Source organism: Ideonella margarita (assembly GCF_038066635.1).
In the GTDB taxonomy this organism is placed as follows: Bacteria; Pseudomonadota; Gammaproteobacteria; order Burkholderiales; family Burkholderiaceae_C; genus Ideonella; species Ideonella margarita.
Map to the genome: position 1 here is coordinate 226,736 of NZ_JBBUTI010000001.1, position 21,956 is coordinate 248,691.

Below are 21,956 nucleotides of genomic sequence, written 5' to 3' on the forward strand. Positions count from 1 at the left end.
GTTTGCGCTCCTTCGTGCGGGGTTCACATTCACGCGGGTATGCGTGCAGCGTCGGACGGTTGAGGGGCGCCGGTAAACTGTGCCGATGATTTTATCTGCCGACTACGCCCAGCTGCTGGCGCTGCTCGCCGCGGCGGCCTATCTGCTTGCCGCCGTGCCCGTGCCGAGCGAGCGCCGCTGGCCGGTCCAGGCGCTGGTGGCTGCCTGGGTGCTGCAGGGCGCGATGCTGGTGGCGGGGGCGGGCGTGTGGGGCCCGCATGAAGCGGGTCTGCGCATCGGTTTTGCGCCCGTGCTGTCGTTCACGATCTGGCTGGTGCTGGCGGTGCATGGCATCGAAAGCCGCTTTGTGCCGATCGCCGGCTTGCGCCGAGCGCTGGCGGTGAGTGGTGCGCTGGCCGTGACGCTGGCCTTCCTGTTTCCGGGTGAGCTGCGGGCCGTTGCGCATTCGCGCTGGGCGCCGCTGCACTGGGTGCTGGGCATCAGCTCCTACGGCCTGGTGGCGGTGGCCGTGCTGCATGCGCTGATGCTCGACGCCGCAGAGCGCCAGATGCGCCAGAAGAAGCAGAAGGGGCCGTCCACCGCTCTCGGCATGCCATTGCTCAAGCTCGAGAAACTCACCTTCCGGTTTGTGGAGGCCGGCTTCGTGGTGCTGACGCTGGCGCTGGCGCTGGGCCTGGGCTCAAGTTACTGGCACTGGGACCACAAGACGATCCTGTCGATGATGGGCTGGGTGACGCTGGCCGCCTTGCTGGTGGGTCGCCTGTGGCGCGGCTGGCGCGGCCGCCAGGCCACGCGCTGGCTGTATGCGGGCGCCGTGCTCCTGCTGCTGGCCTATGTGGGTTCGCGCTTCGTGCTGGAAGTGCTGCTGCAGCGCGGTGGGGCAGGGGCTGTCTGATGTGGCGCCTGCTGTTGATCGTGGCGGTGGTGCTGGTGGTGATGGCCTGGTTGCGCCGGCCGTCATCCAAATCCGGCCAGGCGGCGGAGGTGCCGCCCGAATCGCCGCCCGAAGCTCCACCAAAAGCGCCATCCGCCACCCCTGCAACCGCTGACCCGATGCTGCCCTGCGCCCACTGCGGCCTGCATGTGCCGGCGGCTGAAGCCGTGCAGGACGAGCAAGGCCACGCCTATTGCTCGGCGGCGCACCGCGCCGCCGGCCCGGCCGCGCCATGAGCTGGTTCGGCAAGTCCGGGCCGTCCGGAGAGGCCCGGGCGTCGTCGTGGCACGGCGGGCGCGACAGCGTGGACGGCAGCGAAGAAAGCCGGCTGCTGGCCGGGCAGATGCGCCATCTGGATGCCGATGGCAACTCTGCGCAGCGGCGGGTGCTTTCCACCTACCTCGCTTCGCGCGCCATTCTTGGCGTGACGCTGTTGCTGGTGCAGGCCGTGGTTGATGCCCTCACGGGTCGCGCCGGGCCGATGTCCTGGCTGCTGTGCGCGGCTTACGCGGCGCAGTCACTGGTGTGGTGGCTGTGGCAAGGGCGTGGCCAGTCTCGCCGTACGCCCGTCAGCAATGAGCTGCGCTGGTCGACGGTGGGTGTGGATGCGGTGGTGTTTGGAGCACTGCATTGGCTCGATCCCTCGTCGACGCTGAATTACGCGGCCCTGCTGGTGCTGCCGGTGCTGATGGCCGGCGTGCTGATGTCGCGCACCTCGGCGCTCGCGATTGCGTCCTTGCTGGCGCTGGCGCTGCTGGCCGTGGCGTTCCGCCGGGCTTTCGGCATCAACGAGCTGGCCGTGCTGCTGCCCCAGGCGGGCCTGGCCGGCATGGGCCTGTTCCTCATCACGCTGGTGGCGGGCCAGCTGGCGGCCTGGCTGGCCCGGGAAGAGGGGCGCGCGCTGGGCGGCCTGGAACTGGCGCGACAGCAAGGTGAGTTGAGCCGCCTGGTGATCGACGAGATGAGCGATGGCGTGCTGGTGGTGGATCGCCAGGGCCGCGTGCATGCGGCCAATCCGGCGGCCCGGCAGCTGTTGTCGGAGAAGGGCGATTGCCCGACGCCGCCGTTTTCCCTGCATGCGGAAGCGGGCTGGCGCTCTCTGGTGACCTCGGTGGAAGCGGCTTACCAACGTGGCCGCTGGCCCTCGCAGGGCCTGGACTTGACGCTGGCCGCCAGCGACGAGGCGCCCCGCTCGGTGCGGGTGCGGGCTCGCTTCACGCGGGGGCGTCGCATATCGGTGGAGGCGCAGACCGCGGTGCGCAACGAGGTGCTGGCTGTGCTGTTCCTGGAAGAGCTCCGCAGCCTGCTGGCGCGCCAGCGACAAGAACGTCTGGCGGCGATGGGCCGGGTTTCGGCCGGCATTGCCCATGAAATTCGCAACCCGCTGGCTGCCGTGGCGCAGGCCAACGCCTTGCTGCAGGAGGATGCGCTGCGGCCTGACCAGCAGCGCCTGGTGCGCATCATGGCCGACAACGTCGAGCGCCTGAAGCGCATCGTCGACGACGTGATGGAAGCCGCGCCCGGCAAGTCGGCGCCGTCCACCAGCTTTGATGCCAACGCCGAAGTGGCGGCAATCTGCAGCGAATGGGCGCGCACCAGCGGTGTGGCGCTGGGCACGCTCAGCCGTCTGCGCGTGGACCTGCCCTCCGACCCGCTCGGCGTGTCGTTTGATGTGGAGCACCTGCGCCGCGTGCTCGTGAACCTGCTCGACAACGCCTGGCGCCACGCCCGTGAGCATGCGGGTTCGGTGCTTGTGACACTGGAGGCGGCCGATGCCGGCGTGGCACGCCTGTCGGTGGCGAGCGACGGTGACCTGATCGCGCCTGACGTGGAGCCGCACCTGTTCGAGCCCTTCCACTCCACGCGCAGCCGCGGCACCGGCCTGGGCCTCTACATCTGCCGGGAGCTGTGCGTGCGGCACGGCGGCAGCATTGATTACCTGCGCCGCCCCGACCAGCGGCACGGCAATGTATTTCAAGTGGTGATGCGGCGCGACTCGGTGCTGGCAGAAGGACGATTGCGCTATGAATGACAACCAGATCGGCAACCGCATTCTGGTGGTGGACGACGAGCCCGACCTGTTGACCCTGTATGAGCTGACGCTGCTGCGTGAAGGGTATGAGGTTGATGTGGCCGCCAGCGTCAGCGAGGCCTGGCAACTGCTGGGCGAGACGCGCTACGGCGTGGTCATCTCCGACATGCGCTTGCCTGACGGCACGGGGCTGGAACTCATGCGCCGCATGGAGCAGGCCGGACGCACCGAGAAGGTCATCGTCATCACCGCGTATGGTTCGGCCGAGAACGCGGTCGAGGCCCTGAAGGCCGGCGCGTTCGACTACCTGACCAAGCCGGTCGAGCCCAAGCAGTTCCGGTCGGTGGTGGCGTCGGCCACGGGCCGTATCGCGCCCGCGGCGCCCACGTCGGCCGGGCGGCCGGCCACGGTGGCCTCCACCAGCCCGCTGTCGCGGCTGGCGGGGCGCTCGCCCGCCATGCGTCAGGTGCACGAGATGGTCGAGAAGGTGGCGCGCAGCATGGCGCCCGTGCTCGTCAACGGCGAATCCGGTACCGGCAAGGAACTGGTGGCCTGCGCCATCCACGACGTCAGCGCCCGCAGCGGCCAGCCGTTCGTGGCGGTGAACTGTGGCGCCATCCCCGAACATCTGCTGGAGAGTGAGTTCTTCGGTTACCGCAAGGGCGCGTTCACCGGGGCCAATGAAGACCGCGGCGGCTTTTTCCAGGCGGCCCAGGGCGGCACCTTGTTCCTCGACGAAATCGGTGATCTGCCGCTGGCCATGCAGGCCAAGCTGCTGCGCGTCATCCAGGAGCGCTCGGTGCGTCCGGTGGGCTCCACCCAGGAGCAGCCGCTGAATGTGCGCATCGTCAGCGCCACCCACAAGGATCTGGCAGCGGAAGTCGCGGCTGGCCGGTTTCGCCAGGACTTGTTCTACCGCCTGAACGTCATCGGCATCCAGGTGCCGCCACTGCGCGACCGCCTGGCGGATCTGGACGACATCTGCCGCGCGCTGCTTGACCGCATTGCCCGCGATGCCGGCGTATTCCCGTCGCCGGTGTTGTCGCCGGAGGCGCGACTGCGGCTCGCCCGTTACCCGTTCCCGGGCAATGTGCGTGAGTTGGAGAACCTGCTGAACCGCGCGGTGGCGCTGAGCGCCAGTGAGCTGATCGAAGCGTCTGACCTGGGCCTGCCGGAACAGTTGTTCGTGCACAGCGGGCCGGGCGCACTGGGTGACCTTGATGCGTCGCCTGAAGCGCCTGTGCCGGTGCAGGCGGCCGTGCCCACCACGGCGGAGGCTGCCTTGCCCGCCGACTTGGCGGTGTACCTGGACGATGTCGAGCGTGTGCTGCTGACGCGCGCCCTCAAGGAGCACGGCTTCAACCGCACGGCCGCAGGCGCGCGTCTGGGCCTGACCCTGCGCCAGATGCGCTACCGCATGGCCCGCCTCGGCATCACCGAAGGTGGGAGCGACGCCGAGGGCCTGGATGCCTGAGGCGCCCGCATCGCAGTGGCGCGCTGGCTGGTGGTCTGGTGCGCGGGCCTGCCCGTCGCCCAACTTCGGGCAGCGGCCCGCTGGCGTGCCCATCACGCTGGCCTTGCTCCATTCCATCAGCCTGCCCCCGGGCGAGTACGGCGGCCCGCACATCGACCGCCTGTTCACCAACACGCTGGACTGGGACGAGCATCCGTACTTCCAGGGTATTCGCGGCCTGGAGGTGTCGTCGCATTTCGTGATCAGCCGGCTGGGCATCGTCACCCAGTACGTGTCCTGTGATGACCGTGCCTGGCACGCGGGCCGGTCGACGTGGGAAGGGCGCGACAACTGCAACGACTGGTCGATCGGCATTGAGCTGGAAGGCCTGGAAGGCGAGGTTTTTGAGCCCGCCCAATATGTAGCCCTCGATGAATTGCTTCTGGCACTGGCCGCGAGTTACCCGATCGAATCCCTGGCGGGTCATGAGCACGTGGCGCCCGGTCGCAAACTCGATCCGGGTCCAGGTTTCAACTGGAACAAGGTCGGTGCCTTGATCAAGGCTCAGGGCTGGCGCTGGCCGGCCGGCGTGCTTGATGCAGACTGAGTTTTTGTCCGACGCGCCTTGATTGGCGCGCCTCTGCGCGGGAAATTGGCCGGGAGGCCGCATGGTTGCTGGATCGGCAGGTTTTCTGCCCTCGTGCTGCTGCTGAAATAGGCGCCCGTTGATCAAAATCTGCGGAGACGTCAAGAGGGATGTTCACGCTATATCTAGTGCTTGAGGTGCCCTGGACCCCCAGATATAGTGTCTGCTTGTGCTAACCTACAAGCCTTGTCGCAGCACCCACATGCAGCAGCCAAATCCCTTCATCGCACGCCCCAAGGCGGCGCATGTCGCCCGGAATTCCAGCGTGAATCCGGCTCGGTTTGGTGCATTGGCCGAGGGCCGCTGTCGACGACGATGAGGTGACGTGTCCGCCAAGGCGGACCCCGGAACCAAGCCACTACGGATGCCGGCGACAACTGTCGTCAGCGCTAGCTTTTTCTGGTCGCGGTGAATGTCACCGGGCTCGCAGTCTTTCAACATATTTAGAGGGGAAACCATGCAATCTGTCGTCTCCAGCACCACCGACGCCGCCGCGGCGCCGCGCGCAGCCCAATCGCAGGGCAGCAGCGCCACCGCCAGCGCTTACCAGGGTTACCAGATCATTCGCCGCAATGGCGCCGTGGTGTCCTTCGAGCCCAACAAGATTGCCGTGGCCCTGATGAAGGCCTTCCTGGCTGTGCACGGCACCAGCGGTGCTGCATCCGCCAGCGTCCGTGACACGGTGGACGGCCTGACAGAAGCCGTGGTGCGCGCCCTGCTGCGTTCGCGTCCTGGTGGCGGCACCTTCCACATTGAAGATGTGCAAGACCAGGTGGAACTGGGCCTGATGCGTGGTGGCCACCACGAAATCGCCCGTGCCTATGTGCTGTACCGTGAGCGTCGCTCGCAAGAGCGTGCGAAGGCTGCGCCGGTGGTGGCTGAGGCGACCACGACCGGCCTGTTCGTCATCGACAACGGCCAGCGCGTGCCGCTGAACGAAGCCAGCCTGAAGGCCCTGGTGACCGAAGCCTGTGCCGGTCTGGGTGACGACGTTCGCCCGGAACCCATCCTGAGCGAAACCTTCCGCAACCTCTACGACGGCGTGCCGCTCGACGAGGTCTACAAGGCGTCGATCCTGGCTGCCCGCACGCTGATCGAGCAGGAGCCGTCGTACACCCGCGCCACCGCCCGTCTGCTGCTGCACACGATCCGCAAGGAAATCATCGGCGAAGAGCTGACCCAGGCGGAGATGAGCACCCGCTACGCCGAGTACTTCCCGAAGTTCATCAAGAAGGGCGTGCAGGCTGAGCTGCTGGACGAGAAGCTGATGCAGTTCGACCTGGCCAAGCTGGGCGCCGCCCTGCAAGCCGATCGCGACTTCCAGTTCGACTACCTCGGCCTGCAGACGCTGTTCGATCGCTACTTCCTGCACATCGACGAGCAGCGCATCGAAATGCCGCAGGCGTTCTTCATGCGTGTGGCCATGGGCCTGGCGCTGAACGAAATCAACCGCGAAGCCCGCGCCATCGAGTTCTACAACGTGCTGTCGAGCTTCGACTTCATGTCGAGCACGCCGACGCTGTTCAACGCCGGCACCCGCCGCTCGCAGCTGTCGTCGTGCTACCTCACGACCGTGGCCGATGACCTCGACGGCATCTACGAAGCCCTGAAGGAAAACGCGCTGCTGTCGAAGTTCGCAGGCGGTCTGGGCAACGACTGGACGCCGGTGCGTGCACTCGGCTCCTACATCAAGGGCACCAACGGCAAGTCGCAAGGCGTCGTGCCGTTCCTGAAGGTGGTGAACGACACGGCCGTGGCCGTGAACCAGGGCGGCAAGCGCAAGGGCGCCGTCTGCGCGTACCTGGAATCGTGGCACCTGGACATCGAAGAGTTCCTGGAGCTGCGCAAGAACACCGGCGATGACCGCCGCCGCACCCACGACATGAACACGGCGAACTGGATTCCCGACCTGTTCATGAAGCGCGTGATGGAAGGTGCCGACTGGACGCTGTTCTCGCCGTCGAGCTGCCCGGACCTGCACGACCTGATGGGTGCCGAATTCGAGAAGGCCTACTCGGCTTATGAAGCCAAGGCCGACCGCGGCGAGATCAAGCTGTTCAAGCGCATGCCGGCGAAGGACCTGTGGCGCAAGATGCTCTCGATGCTGTTCGAGACCGGCCACCCCTGGATCACCTTCAAGGACGCTTGCAATGTGCGCTCGCCGCAGCAGCACGTCGGCGTGGTGCACTCGTCGAACCTGTGCACTGAAATCACGCTGAACACGAACGACGACGAGATCGCCGTCTGCAACCTCGGCTCGGTGAACCTGTCGCAGCACTTGAAGGACGGCGCCGTCGACCACGAGAAGCTGAAGAAGACGATCAGCGTCGCGATGCGCATGCTCGACAACGTCATCGACATCAACTACTACGCCGTCAAGAAGGCCCGTGATTCGAACCTGCGTCACCGTCCGGTGGGCCTGGGCATCATGGGCTTCCAGGACGCGCTGTATGAGCTGCGCACGCCGTACGCCAGCCAGGCTGCCGTCGAGTTCGCTGACCGTTCGATGGAAGCTGTCTGCTACTACGCCTACTGGGCCTCGACCGAACTGGCTGCCGAACGTGGCCGCTATTCGACCTACCGCGGCTCGCTGTGGGACCGTGGCATCCTGCCGATCGACTCGCTCGACCTGCTGGCGCAAGAGCGCGGTGGCTACGTCGATGTCGACCGCAGCGTCACGATGGACTGGGACGCGCTGCGTCAGCGCATCGCCGCCAACGGCATGCGCAACAGCAACTGCGTCGCCATCGCGCCGACCGCCACCATCTCGAACATCATCGGCGTGGACGCTTCGATCGAACCTTGCTTCGGCAACCTGTCGGTCAAGTCGAACCTGTCGGGCGAGTTCACCGTGGTCAACGAGTACCTGGTGCGTGACCTGAAGAAGCTGGGTCTGTGGGACTCGGTGATGGTCATGGACTTGAAGCACTACGACGGCTCGCTGCGTCGCATCGACCGCGTGCCTGAAGAGCTGAAGGCCCTCTATGCCACCGCGTTCGAAGTCGAGACGCAGTGGCTGGTGGAAGCCGCAGCACGTCGCCAGAAGTGGATCGACCAGGCGCAGTCGCTGAACATCTACATGGCCGGTGCATCAGGCAAGAAGCTCGACGACACCTACAAGCTGGCATGGGTGCGTGGCCTCAAGACCACGTACTACCTCCGCACGATGGCGGCCACGCACGCCGAGAAGTCGACCATCGCCACGACGTCGCTGAACGCCGTGTCGAACTCTGGTGGCAGCACCGGCATGTCGGCGCTCGATGCCGTCGCAGCACAAGCGCAGGCCATGATGGCTGCGGCGTCGACGCCGGCCACCGACATCAAGTTCTGTGGTGTGGATGACCCGGGTTGCGAGGCTTGCCAATAAGCCCCGAGCCGGTCATCAACGTCTCGCACTTCAACGCGATCTGATGAGCGTGTTGCAGGTCCTCGCAGCGATGCAGGCCTGCAACAACGACATCGGTTTGATGTCAAGAAGTGCTTGGTGTTTGAACACAACACTCCGATAATTCGACCCCATAGGAAACACACACATGCTGGTCTGGGAAGACGAACCTCGTACCCCGCCGTCACCTGCTCAACGCACCGCTCCTGGCCTGTCCAGTGACCCGCGGAATGTGACCCCAACGAACCAACCTTCGCATGCATCTTCGATGTCTGCGGCTGTGTCTTCCTCTCCTGTTTCCGCATCTGCTGCGGCATCGGCTGAAGCCCCGACGCAACGTCGCGTGAACGTCGCCGACAAGCGCATCATCAACGGCCAGACTGACGTGAATCAGCTGGTGCCGTTCAAGTACAAGTGGGCCTGGGAAAAGTACCTCGCCACCTGCGCCAACCACTGGATGCCGCAGGAAGTGAACATGAGCCGCGACATCGCGCTCTGGAAGGACCCGAACGGTCTGACCGAAGACGAGCGCCGCATCATCAAGCGCAACCTCGGCTTCTTCGTCACCGCCGATTCGCTGGCGGCGAACAACATCGTGCTGGGCACCTATCGCCACATCACGGCGCCTGAGGCTCGCCAGTTCCTGCTGCGCCAGGCCTTTGAAGAAGCGATCCACACGCACGCCTACCAGTACATCGTCGAGAGCCTGGGCCTGGACGAGAGCGAGATCTTCAACGCGTACAACGAAGTCCAGTCGATCCGCGACAAGGACCAGTTCCTGATCCCCTTCATCGAGGCGATCATGAAGCCGGAGTTCGTCACGGGCACGCCCGAGACCGACCAGACGCTGCTGAAGTCGCTCATCGTTTTTGCGTGCCTGATGGAAGGCCTGTTCTTCTACGTCGGCTTCACGCAGATCCTCGCGATGGGTCGCCAGAACAAGATGACCGGTGCTGCCGAGCAGTACCAGTACATCCTGCGCGACGAGTCGATGCACTGCAACTTCGGCATTGACCTGATCAACCAGATCAAGCTGGAGAACCCGCACCTGTGGACGGCCGAGTTCAAGGCCGAAATCAAGGCGCTGTTCCTGAAGGCTGTCGAGCTTGAGTATCGCTACGCCGAAGACACCATGCCACGTGGCGTGCTGGGTCTGAACGCGTCGATGTTCAAGGGCTATCTGCGCTACATCGCCAACCGCCGCGCGACCCAGATCGGTCTCGAGGCGCTGTTCCCGAACGAGGAAAACCCGTTCCCGTGGATGAGCGAAATGATCGACCTGAAGAAGGAACGCAATTTCTTTGAAACGCGTGTCATCGAGTATCAATCCGGTGGCGCACTGAGCTGGGACTGACCACCGGCGCGGCCGGCGTTGTCCTGACGAGAGAGATCAAGATCCGCAACTCGGATCAGCAAGGCCGAACAGAAGCCGAGCATGCGAGTTGCCTCCCCGTTCACCGCACCGGGGGAGCCTGGCGGCACCAAGCTGCGTCAGGAATACCAACGGGCGGTGGATCGCCGGGCTGTATCGAGCGGCCCGGTGTACTTGCAACTTGATCAAGGAGTTAGTTATGGCAACTGCAAAGAAGGCCGCTCCGGCCAAAAAGGCGGCTCCGGCAAAGAAGGCTGCAGCACCTGCGAAGAAGGCCGCTCCGGCCAAGAAGGCTGCTGCACCCGTGAAGAAGGCTGCCGCTCCGGTGAAGCCGATCGTCAAGGCTGCGCCCAAGAAGGCTGCTGCTCCGGCGAAGAAGGCTGCTGCGCCCGTGAAGAAGGCCGCCGCTCCGGTGAAGCCGATCGTCAAGGCTGCGCCTAAGAAGGCTGCTGCTCCGGCGAAGAAGGCTGCTGCGCCCGTGAAGAAGGCCGCCGCTCCGGTGAAGCCGATCGTCAAGGCTGCTGCCAAGAAGGCCGCTGCTCCGGCGAAGAAGGCTGCTGCACCCGTGAAGAAGGCCGCCGCTCCGGTGAAGCCGATCGTCAAGGCTGCGCCTAAGAAGGCTGCTGCTCCGGCGAAGAAGGCTGCTGCACCCGTGAAGAAGGCTGCTGCTCCGGTGAAGCCGATCGTCAAGGCTGCTGCCAAGAAGGCTGCTGCTCCGGCGAAGAAGGTCAGCACCGCTGGCAAGAAGCCTGCTGCCACCCCGGCAGCTCCGGCCAAGAAGGCTGCCAAGAAGGCTGCAGCCAAGAAGACGGCCCCTGCCCCTGCGCCGTCGGCAGCAGCAGCACCCGCTGCCAAGACTGCACTGAGCCCGGCAGCCGCCTGGCCGTTCCCGACGGGCAACAAGCCCTGATGGACGACACCCCGCACTCAGGCGGGGTGTTCAGTCAAAGCCCGGTTCCTGCCGGGCTTTTTTTCGTCTGTACGTGCTCGTTATGAGCTGGTCAGGCGAGGCCGAGTGCGGCGCGGTCGATCACGTGGTTCTGGCCGCCCTGCTGGGCGATCTTCAGCGCGCCGAGCTGATTGCCCAGCGTCACGCACTTCACCAGGTCCCAGCCCAACTCCAGGCCATACAGCAGGCCGCCACGGAACGCGTCACCACAGCCGGTGGGGTCGACCACCGCGGTGGCGGCAACACCATCCACGCGCTTGCTCTGGCCCTTCACCCACACGTCACAGCCTTCGGCACCCAGCGTGACGATGACACCGGCGAGGTGCGAACTCGACATCTCAGCCAGGCTCTGGCCGGTGCGGTCACACAGCATGCGGGCCTCGTAGTCATTCACCGCGACCCAGGTGGCCAGGCTGATGAAATGGCGCAGCTCTTCACCGTTGAACATCGGCAGGCCCTGGCCCGGATCGAACACGAACGGGATGCCTGCCGCATGCAGATCGCGTGCGCGCTTGAGCATGGCATCGCGACCATCGGGGCCGATCAGCGCCAGGCGGATGTCGGCACGCACCGGCAGATCGATGCGGTGCGCTTCCTGCATCGCGCCCGGGTGGAAGGCCGTGATCTGGTTGTTGTCGGCGTCCGTGATGATCATCGCCTGCGCGGTGTACGACTCCGGCACCTTGAACACGAGACCGGTGTCGATGCCCAGCTTGGCCATGCGGGCCAGGTACTCGTCACCGTCATTGCCCAGTGCTGCCATGACAACGGCCTGGCCCCCCAGGGCCTGCAGGTTGTAGGCGATGTTGCCGGCGCAACCGCCAAACTCCCGGCGCAGCGTGGGCACTAGGAAGGACACATTCAGGATGTGAACTTGCTCCGGCAGGATCTGGTCGGCGAAGCGACCATGGAAGTTCGTGATGGTGTCGAAGGCGAGAGAGCCGCAGACAAGGCTGGCCATGGGCGTGTCCTGGTGAATGTCAGGGATAAAAGGCTTCAACAGTGAAGCCGGTGATGGGCAGGTTGGCCACGGCGAGAACGACGTCGACCTGCCAGGAGGATTCGGGGGCGATGCCGGTGTCCTTCGGGCGCAGCTCGGATGGCAGCAGCACCTTGCGCGCTACCAGCTGGCCTTGCGTGTCGGTGAAGCTCACTTCCAGCGCAGGGGTGCGCACCACGTGGGCAGCGCTGTTGCGCAGCTCGGCCGACAGCCGAAGCTCACCCGGCCGCGCCGTCTGCACCAGGTGGCTGCTGTCCAGCACCAGGTGGCCTAGCGAGCGGGGCGCCTGCACTTCACAACCCACCCACTGGCAGGCCGCCGCCAGCACAGGGGCCGTGGCCGGCACACGCGCCGCCAGCAGGTCACGGGACTGTCCCGTCACCTGAGCCAGCAGACCACCTGCGAGCACGGCGGCCAATGCCCATTGGGCACCCACCACCCGCGGGCTGCGCCAGCGCTCGGCGCGATCGGCCTTGCGCACGAACGCCGGCACCACAGGAAGCGGAATCTGTTGCGTGGCCGCGTAACTCTGGCTTTCGCCGCCCGCGGTGTTTTCAGGCAGCACGGGCCGCGTCTCGGCGGGTGCGTGTCGGGCAGATTCGGCGCGGCTGGGCCGTGAATCCTTGCTCTTGCTTTTGCGCTTGCGGATCCCCGTCCAGCTGGAGTCGCCTTCCGGCAGCCGTGACGCCGCCCAATGGCTGGCGGCGAAATCACCTTCACTCCGGGCGACCATGGGTTGCACTGAGGGTGCGGTCGTCGGCGCAGGCGCAGGTGCTGGTGCTGGTGCTGGTGCTGGTGCTGGTGCTCTTGGCACGCGCGGCGCCAGTCCGTCGAAGGCGGCGGGGAGCGTGTCGCGCAGGTCGTGGTCTTGAACCGCCGGCGGTGGCGGAGGCCGTGGCGGCGCCATGGCCGCCGGTGCCGGGGAGGGCGCAGGCGCTGCTGGTGCAGGGGCCGGCGGCTCGGTCATCAGCGCAGGCTTTGGCTGTGGCGCCATCGGCGGTGCGGGCGTACTTGGCGCTGGTGCGCCTGTGCTTCCCGGCGTGGCCTGAAGGTCAGGTTCCGGCGCGAGATCGAAGAGGCTCTCGAGCGCGTTGAACACGTCCTGGCACTGGCCGCAACGCACCCATCCTTCGGAGATCTTCAACTGGTCTTGGACGACCCGAAAAACGGTGCCGCAAGACGCACAACGCGTGGCCAGACTCATGGCGCGCATGATGCCATGACGGCGCCTCGGCCAAGGCGCCAACAGACACGGGAGGGTGGCTGCCAGCGCCTTGCTGCACGTCGTGCAGCCCCCGGGTCGGCGCCCAGTTTGACGCTCAGTTGGGCAGTCAGGCCGGGCGCTGTCCGCCCATCAAGATCCAGCCGTCGTCGGTGTTCAGCACCTCCAGCTTGATCCACGGAGCGTAAGCGGCCTTCAACTCATCCGCCTGGCGTTCCAGGATGCCGGCCAGCACCAGGTGGGCACCGGGCGCCAGGTGGCCGCACAGCAGCGGTGCCAGCAGCTTCAGCGGCGTGGCCAGGATGTTGGCCAGCACCAGCGGGTACTCGCCACTGGCCTTGTCGGGCAAGCCCGCAGCGATCGTCACACCGTTGGCCACGGCGTTGTCGGTCGTCGAGATGACGGCCGCCGGGTCGATGTCGACCGCGTCAACGGAGCGTGCGCCCAGCAGCGCTGCGCCGATGGCCAGGATGCCTGAGCCGCAGCCGTAGTCGAGCACACGGTCCCAGCCGGCCGCCAGCGCAGGCGCCTGGTTGGCGATCCAACCCAGGCACATGCGCGTGGTCGGGTGGGTGCCCGTGCCGAAAGCCAGACCCGGGTCCAGGCGCATCACGTGCTGAGCCTGCGGCGGGGCCTCATGCCAGCTCGGAACGATCCAGAAGCTCGGGGTGATCTCGACCGGGGCGAACTGCGACTGGGTCAGTCGAACCCAGTCTTGCTCCTCCACGGCGGCGAGGCTCAACACGCCCAGGCCTTCAGCCCAGTCCTGAGCCAGCAGCAAGGTGGCTGCCTGCTGGGCCTGCGCCTCGTCGGGGAACAGGGCCTTCAGCGTGGAACGGTCCCAGCCCGGACGAGGCGCGGGCATGCCCGGCTCGCCGAACAGGGCGTGCTCGGCCTCCGTGTCGGCATCGGCGTCTTCCACCGATACCGACAGGGCGTCGAGTTCGTTCATCAGCGCTTCGGAGACCGGCTCCACCAGCGCTTGGGGTGCGCTCAGCACCAGCTCATACATGGCCATCAGGCAGGGTTCCGATCAGCGACGGTGCTGGCTCAGCCAGCCTTCCAGGTAGTGGATGCTGGTGCCACCCTGCACGAAGCCGTTGTCGACCATCAGCTCGCGGTGCAGCGGGATGTTGGTCTGGATGCCTTCGACCACGGTTTCCAGCAGGGCCGTGCGCATGCGCGCCAGAGCCTGTTCCCGCGTGTCGCCGTGCACGATGATCTTGCCGATCATCGAGTCGTAGTTCGGCGGCACGAAGTAGTTGGTGTACACGTGCGAATCCACGCGCACGCCCGGGCCGCCCGGCGCATGCCAGGTGGTGATCCGGCCCGGCGAGGGCACGAACTTGTACGGGTCTTCGGCATTGATCCGGACCTCGATGGCGTGGCCGCGCATCTGGATCTGGCGCTGGGTGAACGGCAGCTTTTCGCCTGCAGCGATGCGGATCTGCATCTGCACGATGTCGATGCCCGTCACCAGTTCCGTCACCGGATGCTCCACCTGCACGCGGGTGTTCATCTCGATGAAGTAGAACTCCCCGTTTTCGTAGAGGAACTCGAAGGTGCCGGCACCGCGGTAGCCGATCTTGCGGCAGGCGGCGGCGCAGCGATCGCCGATCTTCTCGATCACGCGGCGCGGGATGCCCGGTGCCGGTGCTTCTTCGATGATCTTCTGGTGGCGGCGCTGCATCGAGCAGTCGCGCTCACCCAGCCACACGGCATTGCGGTGCTCGTCGGCCAGGATCTGGATCTCCACATGGCGCGGGTTCTCGAGGAACTTCTCCATGTAGACCGCCGGATTGCCGAAGGCTGCGCCCGCTTCGCTGCGGGTCATCTGCACGGCATTGATCAGGGCGGCTTCGGTGTGCACCACGCGCATGCCGCGGCCACCGCCGCCACCTGCCGCCTTGATGATCACCGGATAACCCACGGTGCGGGCAATGCGGATGATCTCCTTCGGGTCTTCGGGCAGGGCGCCTTCAGAGCCTGGCACGCAAGGCACGCCCGACTTGATCATGGCCTGCTTGGCCGAGACCTTGTCACCCATCACGCGGATGGAAGCCGGGGTCGGACCGATGAAGGTGAAGCCGCTCTGCTCGACGCGCTCAGCGAAGTCGGCGTTTTCCGACAGGAAGCCGTAGCCGGGGTGGATGGCCTCGGCGTCCGTGACTTCGGCGGTCGAGATGATCGCCGGCATGTTCAGGTAGCTCTGGCTCGACGCTGCCGGGCCAATGCACACGGCTTCTTCAGCCAGGCGCACGTACTTGGCGTCGCGGTCGGCTTCTGAATAGACCACCACCGATTTGATGCCCATCTCTCGACAGGCGCGCTGAATCCGCAGGGCAATTTCCCCGCGGTTCGCGATCAGGATCTTCTTGAACATGGATCGCGGCTTATTCGATGATGAACAGCGGCTGACCGAATTCGACCGCCTGGCCGTTCTCGACCAGCACGCGGCTCACGGTGCCAGCCACGTCGGCTTCGATCTCGTTCATGATCTTCATGGCTTCGATGATGCAGACGGCGTCGCCTTCCTTGATCGTCGAGCCCACTTCCGCCAGCGGCTTGCCGCCCGGGGTGGACGACGAGTAGAAGGTGCCCACCATCGGCGACTTCACCACATAGCCAGCAGGCGCTTCCGGTGCGGCAGCCTCAACGGGCGCAGCAGCCACCGGTGCAGCCGGTGCGGCGGCCACCGGTGCGGCCTGGTAGGTCATGACCGGGGCAGCCGACATGGCGCCACCCGACTTCACGATCCGAACCTTGCCTTCGTTTTCAGTGATCTCCAGTTCGGCGATGTTCGATTCCGACACCAGGTCGATCAGGGTCTTGAGCTTGCGCAGGTCCATGGGAGATCGGTCTCCAAGAAAGGGAAAGAAACACCCGGCAGCGCGTTGGGCGGGCTGCCGGCCACGACGTCCGACCGCCTTGGAGGCGAGTCGCGCGGCCCGATGGGCCGCAGTGGCAGGTTGCAGGCAGCCGGTTGGCTGCGTTGCACGTATTGTCGGCGAACTCCCCGCAAAAAGGGGCAGTTCTCATCATTACGGCTGAACCTCTTGCAACCCCACGGGGGTTCCCAACGAACAAGTGACCAGCCTGCCAGCGTTCCGACAGATGCGTAGTGGCTTTAGAAGCTACCCGCATCCGGTGGCTCGCCGTTTCAAGACCGCGAACTTTACGCCTTTTGACCGCTTTTCTAGACGGCTTGACCCAAAATATTGTGTCTTCGGGCTCTTGACAGGTGTGGTCGGGCTTGTTCCGGTTTGGCTTGGAAAGTCAGAGCGCCTTGGCCCACTGTTCCAGCTCAACTTCCGTGGTTGAGCCCATCTTGACCTGGGCCACTCGTCCCTTGGCGTCAATCAGCACGCTGAACGGCAGGCCGCCGGCCGCATTGCCAAGCGCCTTGACGAGGTCCAGGCCACCCAGTCCGCCGAGCACGATCGGGAACTTGACGGGCGTACGGGCCAGGAATTCGTTCACTGCGTCGGATTGGTCGATGGCGATGCCCAGCACTTGGCCGCCCTTGGGTGCAAAGCTGGCGGCAAAGCGGTCGAGCTCCGGCATCTCCTTGACGCACGGCGGACACCAGGTGGCCCAGAAGTTGATCAGCAGCGGCCGCCCCTGGAGCGGCGCCATCGGCATGCCAGCGCCGTGCGGCGTCTTGAACTCGCTGGTCCAGAAGTTCGCCAGGGCGGTGTCCTGCGGGCTGGCCGGTTGCAGACGGCGGTTCGACCACCAGGCGCCGGCCCCCAGGGCGGCCACACCAGCGGCGCCCAGCAATGCACGTCGAGCCAAGGTCATGTTACGTTCTCCAGCAGGCGTCGCAGGGCAGCGGCGTCACCGCGCCAGCTGCGGCCGCGCGCGTCAGGTTTGAGGGCGCCACGCACATCGTCGTGGTCGTGGATGATGAAGTGCACCGTCACGCGTTCGCCCAGTTCCGGGCAGCGCGAGGCCACGCTCAGCACCGGAGCGTCGCGGCCGTTTTCGCCGCCGGCGCTGTCGAAGTCGACGCCCCGGTTGAGGAAGGCGATCTCGGGCGCCTTGATGTCGTCGGCATACAGATCAATGAGGATGTTCGACAGCCGGGTGGCCGTGCCGCGCCAGACTGCGCCGCCCAGGTGGGGGCGGAACTCCGTCAGCCGCTCCATCCAGACCAGTGCCAATTCGCGCAGTGCCCTCAGTTCGACGGGCTGGGTGTCGGCGCAGAACAGCTCGAGGTAGTCGCGCACCTCGTCTTCCACCATCTCGTTCGGCGGCATTTCGCCGCTGCGGCCCGCATGGCGCCCGAGGTCGCGCGCGGCGCGCTGCTTGGCGCTGGCGTATTCAAGGCCTTCTTCCACCACCAGCCTGGCGGCGGCGGCGGCTATCTCGAGGGTCGCGCTCACGGTAACTCCACTGCGCCCATGCGCGCCGCGATGGTAGCGGCCCGACCGATGACATACGCCGAGCCGGGCCTTTTCTCGAAAGCCTTCGGCGCCGGCAGCATCACCGCCAGGCGCGCGGCCTGTTGCGGTGCGAGCCGGCCGGCATCCACGCGGAAGTAGTGTCTGGAGGCGGCCTGGGCGCCAAACACGCCTTCGCCCCACTCCACGTTGTTCAGGTAGATGGTCAGCAGCGTGCGTTTGTCGAGCACGGCTTCCAGCATGAAGGTGATCACGAACTCCTGCGCCTTGCGCAGGGCGGTGCGCTCACCCGACAGGAACAGGTTTTTGGCCAGCTGCTGGCTGATGGTGGAGCCGCCCACGACCTTCGGTGTGACCTTGGCCGGCGCTGCCTTGCTCGTGTTCTGGGTGCGCTGCTCGCGCTGGGCATTGATCTTCTCGGCGCGCGCTTCGGCTTTCTGGTTGCGCTCCCAGGCCTTTTCGATGGCGTCCCACTCGACGCCGTTGTGGTCGACGAAGCCCGCGTCTTCGCTGGCGATCACCGCCCGCCGCAGGTGGTCACTGATCTGCTCGGCGGGCACGCTGTCCTGCGACCACAGCACCTGGTGCTGTTCGGTGGCCAGGCGCCAGATTTCACTGCGCTGGAAGGTGGTGGATTGCGGGGCCAGCACCAGCATCAAGACGATGCGCAGCAAGAAATAGAGTTGCAGCGACAGACCGCACAGCGCCAGCAGACCAACCAGGCGCCCCAGCGACCGGAGGGGTCGGCCAGTCATGCGGTGGCGACGCCGTCGACCTCGGCGCGCAACTGGGCCAGCACCCCGGCCGTTGCAGGCAGCACGCCTCGCCAGACGGCGAAGGCTTCAGCGGCCTGCTCCACCAGCATGCCCAGGCCGTCGCGGCCCTGGGCACCAGCGGCTTCCGCCCAGGCGATGAAGGGGCGCGCGCTGGCGCCGTACATCAGGTCGAGCGCCAGAGACCCGGGCCGCAGCACGCTGGCAGGCACCGGAATGTCGCCGCCGCCCAGGCTGCTGGCGCTGGCATTCAGCACCACATCAAAAGCGGCACCCGGCTCAGCCAGTGTCGCGGCGCTCAGGCGCACGCCGTGTGAGGCGGCCAGCGCCTGGTGGCTCGCCACCAGCGCTTCGGCACGCTCCAGGGTGCGGTTGGCCACCACCACCTCGGCCGGCAAGGTGTCCAGCAACGGGCCCAGCACGCCGGCCGCGGCACCACCGGCGCCCAGCAGCAGCACGCGGGTGCCTTGCAGCGGCACCTGGGCATTGATCTGGATGTCGCGCATCAAGCCGATGCCGTCGGTGTTGTCGGCCAGCCAGCCGTCAGCGTCCAGGCGCAGCGTGTTGGCGGCCCCCGCCAGCACGGCCCGCTCGGTGCGGCGGGGGCAGGCCTGGAACGCCTCGAACTTGAAGGGCACCGTCACGTTGCAGCCACGGGCGCCGCTGCTGGCAAAGGCTTGCAGCGTGGCAGCAAACCCGTCGAGCGGAGCCAGCACGCGCTCATAGCTGATCTGCTGGCCGGTGGCGGCCGCGAAAGCCGCATGAATCGACGGCGACCGGCTGTGGGCCACCGGGTTGCCGATCACGGCATAGCGGTCAGGTGTGGTCATGGCATTCAGGGGGTTCCGGGGCGGCCGCTGAGGGTGGTTTCCAGCCCGTCGTCGCGGGTGAAGCGGAAGCGCGAGGTGACCACGATCTGGTCGGCCTGCCGGCGCATGTCATTGCTGAAGGGGCCGAACGGACCGGCTGCGCGCACGATGGCGATGGCACGGCGATTGAGTTGCGCCGACTTGGCCGGGCGCACCACCTCGGCTTCCACCACGTGGCCGGCGTTGTCGATGGTGATGTTCATCGTCAACTCGCCGTAAAGCTTCTGGCCCTTGTATTCAGGGAAGTCGCGCGTGCCGCGGTCTTCGATGCGCCGCCGCAGGTTGTCGTAATAGACGGCGTAGACCTCTTCCCGCGTGGCCGGGCTGATGTAGCGCTTCTTCGGCCGCGCGTTTTCCTCGTTGATGCGCTTTTCCAGCTCGGCCAGGTTGCGCAGCAGCAGCTTGCGGCGCTCTTCGCGCTCAGCCTCTTCACGGCTCATCAGCGGCTTGGACGGATCGGGCGGCGGCAGCAGGGCCACCTCGCGCCGGATCTGCGCCAGCAGTTGCTGCTGGATGTCCTGCATCTGCTGGATCTGCTGACGGGCGTCGTCGAGCGAGTCACCGTTCAATGACGTCATCGACGGCGGCAGCGGCGAGGTGGCGCGGCCCTGGTCGGCCTCACCGCCCCCGGCCAGGCTGGCCTGGGCGATCGCCTGGGCCTTCACCGGCTTGTCGTCCGACTTCGCGTTGACGAGGATCACCTCCAGCGGCGTGTCTTCGAAGATGCGGTTGAAGCGCTCGGGGTCGACAAAGCGCACCGAGATCAACAGCGCATGCGCGGCCACGGACACCGCCAGCGTGGCTTGCAGCACGCTGGGACGCCACGAAACGAGGGTGGAGATCGACATCGGCCGCGATTCTCGCCGCGCTCAGGAAGGATTGGCAGCCGGGGTGTCGGCGGAATCCGACAGATCAATCGCCAGCGTCAGGCTGCCTGTATCGGCGGCCGACTCGTCTTCGCCATCACCTTCGTCGGCGTCACCGGCCGCTGTCGGGTCGTCCAGACGGCTCACCAGGCTGGCGTGCACTTCCAGCTGCAGCAGGTCGATGCCCGTGATGCGTACCCGGACGCGCGTGTTGCGCTCGAAGCTTTCGCAGCCCAGCGCACGAAATACCAGCGGCAGGCTGTCGGTGCGGACCAGGCCGTCCTTCATCACGCTGGCGTCGAGCTCGGTCACACTCTGTTGCTCAAGCCAACGCAGCGCCCAGTAGCGTTCGATGCCCGACTGGAAGCCGTTGTAGGCGCTGTAGGCCGCATCGAAGCTGGAAATGATCGAGAACAGCATCGCGTCACGCGGCTTGAACGGCGCGGCCAGTGCTGCCGTGGCGCCATGCCGTGCGCACGCGATGATCTGCCACTGGTTGACCAGGTCGACGTAACGGCGCAGCGGCGACGTGGCCCAGGTGTACTGCGACACGCCCATGCCGGCATGCGGTGCCGGCTTCACGCCCATGCGCACCTTCACGCCGGGTGCCAGGCTGGCCTGGCTGCGGTAGATGCCGGGCACGCCCAGCTCGCCGAGCCAACCGCCCCAGCTGCTGTTGGCCAGGATCATGGCTTCCGAGACGATCAGGTCGAGCGGCGCACCACGGCGGCGTTCGGTGATGCGCACGGTTTCCGAACCTTCGGGCTCGCCTTCATTGCCGTCGAGGCGGAAGTTGTAGTCCGGGCGGTTGAAGTTCTCGGGCTTGCCGCGCACCACTTCGCGGGCGGACTTCAGGTGCCGCGCCAGGCGGAAGCAGAAGGCCAGCTCGGGCGCAAACGGGTACTCGGCCACGGCCTCGCCCGTCAATGTGGCTGCGGTGATGACGTCGTCCAGCTGGTCGTGGCGCAGGTTGGCCGCGATCGGCACCCGCTCCAGGCGGGTCTCGACGCTCTTGACCGCCAGCGTGGCTTCGTCGAAGCGCACATACAGGCTGACGGCCGGGCAATCACGGCCTTCGATCAGCGTGTAGGCCTGCACCACCTCGTCGGGCAGCATGGTCAGCTTCCAGCCGGGCATGTAGACGGTGGACAGGCGTTCGCGCGCGACCTTGTCCACGGCCGAATCCGGCTGGATGGCCAGGCCGGGCGCGGCGATGTGCACGCCGAAGACGATCTCGCCCGAGCCCAGGCCGGTGACCGACAAGGCATCGTCGATTTCCGTGGTCTGCGAATCGTCGATCGAGAAGGCCTGCACGGGCGCCAGTGGCAACTCGTCGGTGATGACCGGGGCCTGCAGCGCGGGGAAGCCCGTGCCCTTGGGGAACTGGTCAAACAGGAAGCGGCGCCAATGGAACTGGTAGGGGCTGCTGATGGCGCCAGCGTCCTTCAGCAGATCAAGCGGTGCACGCTGGCTGCGCTTGGCCGCTTCCACCACCGCCTTGTATTCAGGCCCGTTCTTGTCGGGCTTGAACAGGATCTTGTAGAGCTCGTTGCGGACGTTGTCCGGGCACTCGCCAGCCACCAGGGCCTCGGCCCAGGCTTCGATCTGGGCGGCCTGCTGCTGCTTGCGCTCGATGGCGAGCAGGGCGGCCTTCACGATCTCTTCCGGGGCCTTCTTGAACTGGCCCTTGCCTGCGCGGCGGAAGTAATGCGGCGCATCAAACAGGCGGAACAGGGCGGCCGCCTGCAGCGTGATGCCGGCGCTGGCGTCGAAATAGTCGCGGGCGAATTCGACGAAGGTGAACTCGCCCTCGGGGGCAAACTCCCAGGCCAGGTCGAGGTCGATCTCGCCGGCTTTCGCCTGCGCGGTGGTCATCAATTCGGCTGGCTGCGGCTTGTCAAAGCGCAGCAGCACGTTGGCATTTTTCACCTTGACGCGCTTGCCCGAATCCAGCTCGATCTGCATCGAACTGTCGGCCTCGGACATCACGCGGCCGGCGAGGAATTTGCCGGCGTCATCAAATAGGGCATACATCACCCGGCGATTGTCGCC

General features: G+C 66.2%; 19 protein-coding genes and 1 pseudogene. 8 read left to right on the forward strand and 12 right to left on the reverse strand.

Features of this window, described 5'->3' with window-relative positions; translation table 11 throughout:
• The first annotated feature begins 85 nt into the window (after positions 1–85).
• The 8 genes from AACH00_RS01075 (at position 86) to AACH00_RS01110 (ending at position 10,732) form a co-directional block, all read left to right on the forward strand.
• Positions 86–895 (forward strand): cytochrome C assembly family protein, encoded by an 810-nt coding sequence (locus tag AACH00_RS01075; protein WP_341397087.1) that lies wholly within the window; start codon positions 86–88, stop codon positions 893–895.
• Positions 895–1,170, forward strand: a complete 276-nt coding sequence (locus AACH00_RS01080) for a PP0621 family protein (RefSeq protein ID WP_341397088.1) — start codon at positions 895–897, stop codon at positions 1,168–1,170. Before AACH00_RS01075 ends, AACH00_RS01080 begins: the two co-directional genes overlap by 1 nt.
• Positions 1,167–2,966 (forward strand): sensor histidine kinase, encoded by a 1,800-nt coding sequence (locus AACH00_RS01085; protein ID WP_341397089.1) that lies wholly within the window; start codon positions 1,167–1,169, stop codon positions 2,964–2,966. Before AACH00_RS01080 ends, AACH00_RS01085 begins: the two co-directional genes overlap by 4 nt.
• Positions 2,959–4,440, forward strand: coding sequence for a sigma-54-dependent transcriptional regulator (locus tag AACH00_RS01090; RefSeq protein WP_341397090.1), 1,482 nt, complete (start codon positions 2,959–2,961; stop codon positions 4,438–4,440). Before AACH00_RS01085 ends, AACH00_RS01090 begins: the two co-directional genes overlap by 8 nt.
• Positions 4,433–5,026, forward strand: a complete 594-nt coding sequence (gene ampD / locus AACH00_RS01095; protein WP_341397091.1) for a 1,6-anhydro-N-acetylmuramyl-L-alanine amidase AmpD — start codon at positions 4,433–4,435, stop codon at positions 5,024–5,026. Before AACH00_RS01090 ends, ampD begins: the two co-directional genes overlap by 8 nt.
• Positions 5,027–5,522: 496 nt before the next feature.
• Positions 5,523–8,432, forward strand: a complete 2,910-nt coding sequence (locus AACH00_RS01100; protein ID WP_341397092.1) for a ribonucleoside-diphosphate reductase subunit alpha — start codon at positions 5,523–5,525, stop codon at positions 8,430–8,432.
• A gap of 166 nt (positions 8,433–8,598) precedes the next feature.
• Positions 8,599–9,804, forward strand: a complete 1,206-nt coding sequence (locus AACH00_RS01105) for a ribonucleotide-diphosphate reductase subunit beta (RefSeq protein WP_341397093.1) — start codon at positions 8,599–8,601, stop codon at positions 9,802–9,804.
• A gap of 217 nt (positions 9,805–10,021) precedes the next feature.
• Complete coding sequence (locus AACH00_RS01110; RefSeq protein ID WP_341397094.1) at positions 10,022–10,732, forward strand: hypothetical protein; 711 nt, start codon at positions 10,022–10,024, stop codon at positions 10,730–10,732.
• Between the two features lie 91 nt (positions 10,733–10,823).
• Here AACH00_RS01110 and AACH00_RS01115 read toward each other — a convergent pair whose 3' ends face one another.
• The 12 genes and pseudogenes from AACH00_RS01115 to AACH00_RS01165 all read right to left on the reverse strand — a co-directional run bounded on the left by AACH00_RS01115 (position 10,824) and on the right by AACH00_RS01165 (position 21,938).
• Complete coding sequence (locus AACH00_RS01115; protein ID WP_341397095.1) at positions 10,824–11,732, reverse strand: carbohydrate kinase family protein; 909 nt, start codon at positions 11,730–11,732, stop codon at positions 10,824–10,826.
• Between the two features lie 19 nt (positions 11,733–11,751).
• A complete protein-coding gene (locus AACH00_RS01120) occupies positions 11,752–12,504 on the reverse strand; it encodes a DUF3426 domain-containing protein (protein WP_341397096.1) in 753 nt (250 codons plus the stop codon).
• A 366-nt stretch (positions 12,505–12,870) separates the two neighbouring features.
• A pseudogene (locus AACH00_RS19865) lies at positions 12,871–12,984 on the reverse strand (zinc-ribbon domain-containing protein); the annotation flags it as partial.
• A gap of 118 nt (positions 12,985–13,102) precedes the next feature.
• The gene (gene prmA / locus AACH00_RS01125) at positions 13,103–14,005 is read right to left on the reverse strand and encodes a 50S ribosomal protein L11 methyltransferase (protein WP_341397461.1); all 903 of its coding nucleotides are present in this window, start codon (positions 14,003–14,005) and stop codon (positions 13,103–13,105) included.
• Between the two features lie 21 nt (positions 14,006–14,026).
• Positions 14,027–15,376: an acetyl-CoA carboxylase biotin carboxylase subunit gene (accC, locus tag AACH00_RS01130; RefSeq protein WP_341397097.1), complete on the reverse strand. Its 1,350-nt coding sequence runs from the start codon at positions 15,374–15,376 to the stop codon at positions 14,027–14,029.
• 10 nt (positions 15,377–15,386) lie between these two features.
• Entirely contained in the window at positions 15,387–15,842 is a 456-nt protein-coding gene (gene accB / locus AACH00_RS01135; RefSeq protein WP_341397098.1) for an acetyl-CoA carboxylase biotin carboxyl carrier protein, read from the reverse strand.
• Between the two features lie 427 nt (positions 15,843–16,269).
• Entirely contained in the window at positions 16,270–16,794 is a 525-nt protein-coding gene (locus AACH00_RS01140) for a TlpA family protein disulfide reductase (RefSeq protein ID WP_341397099.1), read from the reverse strand.
• Complete coding sequence (locus AACH00_RS01145; RefSeq protein ID WP_341397100.1) at positions 16,791–17,378, reverse strand: hypothetical protein; 588 nt, start codon at positions 17,376–17,378, stop codon at positions 16,791–16,793. The genes AACH00_RS01140 and AACH00_RS01145 overlap by 4 nt, the downstream gene beginning before the upstream one ends.
• A complete protein-coding gene (locus AACH00_RS01150; RefSeq protein WP_423221880.1) occupies positions 17,375–18,226 on the reverse strand; it encodes a transglycosylase domain-containing protein in 852 nt (283 codons plus the stop codon). Before AACH00_RS01150 ends, AACH00_RS01145 begins: the two co-directional genes overlap by 4 nt.
• Positions 18,148–18,999, reverse strand: coding sequence for a shikimate dehydrogenase (gene aroE / locus AACH00_RS01155; RefSeq protein WP_341397102.1), 852 nt, complete (start codon positions 18,997–18,999; stop codon positions 18,148–18,150). Before aroE ends, AACH00_RS01150 begins: the two co-directional genes overlap by 79 nt.
• Positions 19,000–19,004: 5 nt before the next feature.
• Positions 19,005–19,886 carry an energy transducer TonB family protein gene (locus tag AACH00_RS01160; RefSeq protein ID WP_341397103.1) on the reverse strand — a complete coding sequence of 294 codons (882 nt, stop codon included), beginning with the start codon at positions 19,884–19,886 and terminating at the stop codon, positions 19,005–19,007.
• Positions 19,887–19,907: 21 nt separating this feature from the next.
• Positions 19,908–21,938, reverse strand: a complete 2,031-nt coding sequence (locus AACH00_RS01165) for a ribonuclease catalytic domain-containing protein (RefSeq protein ID WP_341397104.1) — start codon at positions 21,936–21,938, stop codon at positions 19,908–19,910.
• Between the last annotated feature and the right edge of the window lie 18 nt (positions 21,939–21,956).

What these genes read in the sequence shown, in the direction of transcription:
- AACH00_RS01085 (WP_341397089.1), top strand. Translation starts at nt 1,167, where the DNA reads ATGAGCTGGTTCGGCAAGTCCGGGCCGTCCGGAGAGGCCCGGGCGTCG.
- AACH00_RS01120 (WP_341397096.1), bottom strand. Translation starts at nt 12,504, where the DNA reads ATGGTCGCCCGGAGTGAAGGTGATTTCGCCGCCAGCCATTGGGCGGCG.
- AACH00_RS01080 (WP_341397088.1), top strand. Translation starts at nt 895, where the DNA reads ATGTGGCGCCTGCTGTTGATCGTGGCGGTGGTGCTGGTGGTGATGGCC.
- AACH00_RS01165 (WP_341397104.1), bottom strand. Translation starts at nt 21,938, where the DNA reads ATGTATGCCCTATTTGATGACGCCGGCAAATTCCTCGCCGGCCGCGTG.
- AACH00_RS01100 (WP_341397092.1), top strand. Translation starts at nt 5,523, where the DNA reads ATGCAATCTGTCGTCTCCAGCACCACCGACGCCGCCGCGGCGCCGCGC.
- accB (WP_341397098.1), bottom strand. Translation starts at nt 15,842, where the DNA reads ATGGACCTGCGCAAGCTCAAGACCCTGATCGACCTGGTGTCGGAATCG.
- accC (WP_341397097.1), bottom strand. Translation starts at nt 15,376, where the DNA reads ATGTTCAAGAAGATCCTGATCGCGAACCGCGGGGAAATTGCCCTGCGG.
- AACH00_RS01160 (WP_341397103.1), bottom strand. Translation starts at nt 19,886, where the DNA reads ATGTCGATCTCCACCCTCGTTTCGTGGCGTCCCAGCGTGCTGCAAGCC.
- AACH00_RS01105 (WP_341397093.1), top strand. Translation starts at nt 8,599, where the DNA reads ATGCTGGTCTGGGAAGACGAACCTCGTACCCCGCCGTCACCTGCTCAA.
- AACH00_RS01140 (WP_341397099.1), bottom strand. Translation starts at nt 16,794, where the DNA reads ATGACCTTGGCTCGACGTGCATTGCTGGGCGCCGCTGGTGTGGCCGCC.
- prmA (WP_341397461.1), bottom strand. Translation starts at nt 14,005, where the DNA reads ATGTATGAGCTGGTGCTGAGCGCACCCCAAGCGCTGGTGGAGCCGGTC.
- AACH00_RS01090 (WP_341397090.1), top strand. Translation starts at nt 2,959, where the DNA reads ATGAATGACAACCAGATCGGCAACCGCATTCTGGTGGTGGACGACGAG.
- aroE (WP_341397102.1), bottom strand. Translation starts at nt 18,999, where the DNA reads ATGACCACACCTGACCGCTATGCCGTGATCGGCAACCCGGTGGCCCAC.
- ampD (WP_341397091.1), top strand. Translation starts at nt 4,433, where the DNA reads ATGCCTGAGGCGCCCGCATCGCAGTGGCGCGCTGGCTGGTGGTCTGGT.
- AACH00_RS01115 (WP_341397095.1), bottom strand. Translation starts at nt 11,732, where the DNA reads ATGGCCAGCCTTGTCTGCGGCTCTCTCGCCTTCGACACCATCACGAAC.
- AACH00_RS01110 (WP_341397094.1), top strand. Translation starts at nt 10,022, where the DNA reads ATGGCAACTGCAAAGAAGGCCGCTCCGGCCAAAAAGGCGGCTCCGGCA.
- AACH00_RS01075 (WP_341397087.1), top strand. Translation starts at nt 86, where the DNA reads ATGATTTTATCTGCCGACTACGCCCAGCTGCTGGCGCTGCTCGCCGCG.